A 545-nucleotide genomic window follows, 5' to 3' on the forward strand; every position below is an offset into this window, starting at 1 on the left:
CCCGCATCGACGTCGTCGGCCAGGGCAAACCGGCCGCCCTGCTCTACCACGCCGCCGACGGCCGCAGCCACCGCTACCCGTGGCTGGGCATCGGCCAGCGGCACTACGACCCGGTCGAGCAAATCACGCTCACCCGCATGAGCACCGCCCTGCTCACGCTCGACTTCGGCAAGCCGCTGCCCGAAGACGAGTCCAGTCCCTGGCGCGAAACCTATGAGCTGGTCGACACCGTGCGCGCCAAGGCTGCCGATCTGGGCAAGGAACATTTCCGGCTGATCGCGCTGCACGCCCGCGACGGCGCCGCCCTCGGCCTGCGCTACGACCACGTCGTCGCCACTGGCCCGTACGCCGGCGAGGAGGTGCTCAGCGACATCATCAGCAAGCAGGGCGAGACCATCGTCGCCCATGCCGGCACCCAGGTCGACCTTGATACCGGCCGCATCCTTGCGCTATGGGAAATCAAGGATGGCAAGCTGGTGCGCCAGCTTGCGGCCTACGACTACGACGACCACGGCGACCTGATCCGCGCCCAGGACGAAAACGCC

General features: G+C 68.3%; 1 pseudogene. It reads left to right on the plus strand.

From position 1 onward, the window contains the following. A pseudogene (locus ISF28_RS30280) lies at nucleotides 1–545 on the plus strand (RHS repeat-associated core domain-containing protein); the annotation flags it as partial.

It is taken from the genome of Massilia rhizosphaerae, assembly GCF_016093545.1.
Taxonomy (GTDB): Bacteria; Pseudomonadota; Gammaproteobacteria; order Burkholderiales; family Burkholderiaceae_D; genus Telluria; species Telluria rhizosphaerae.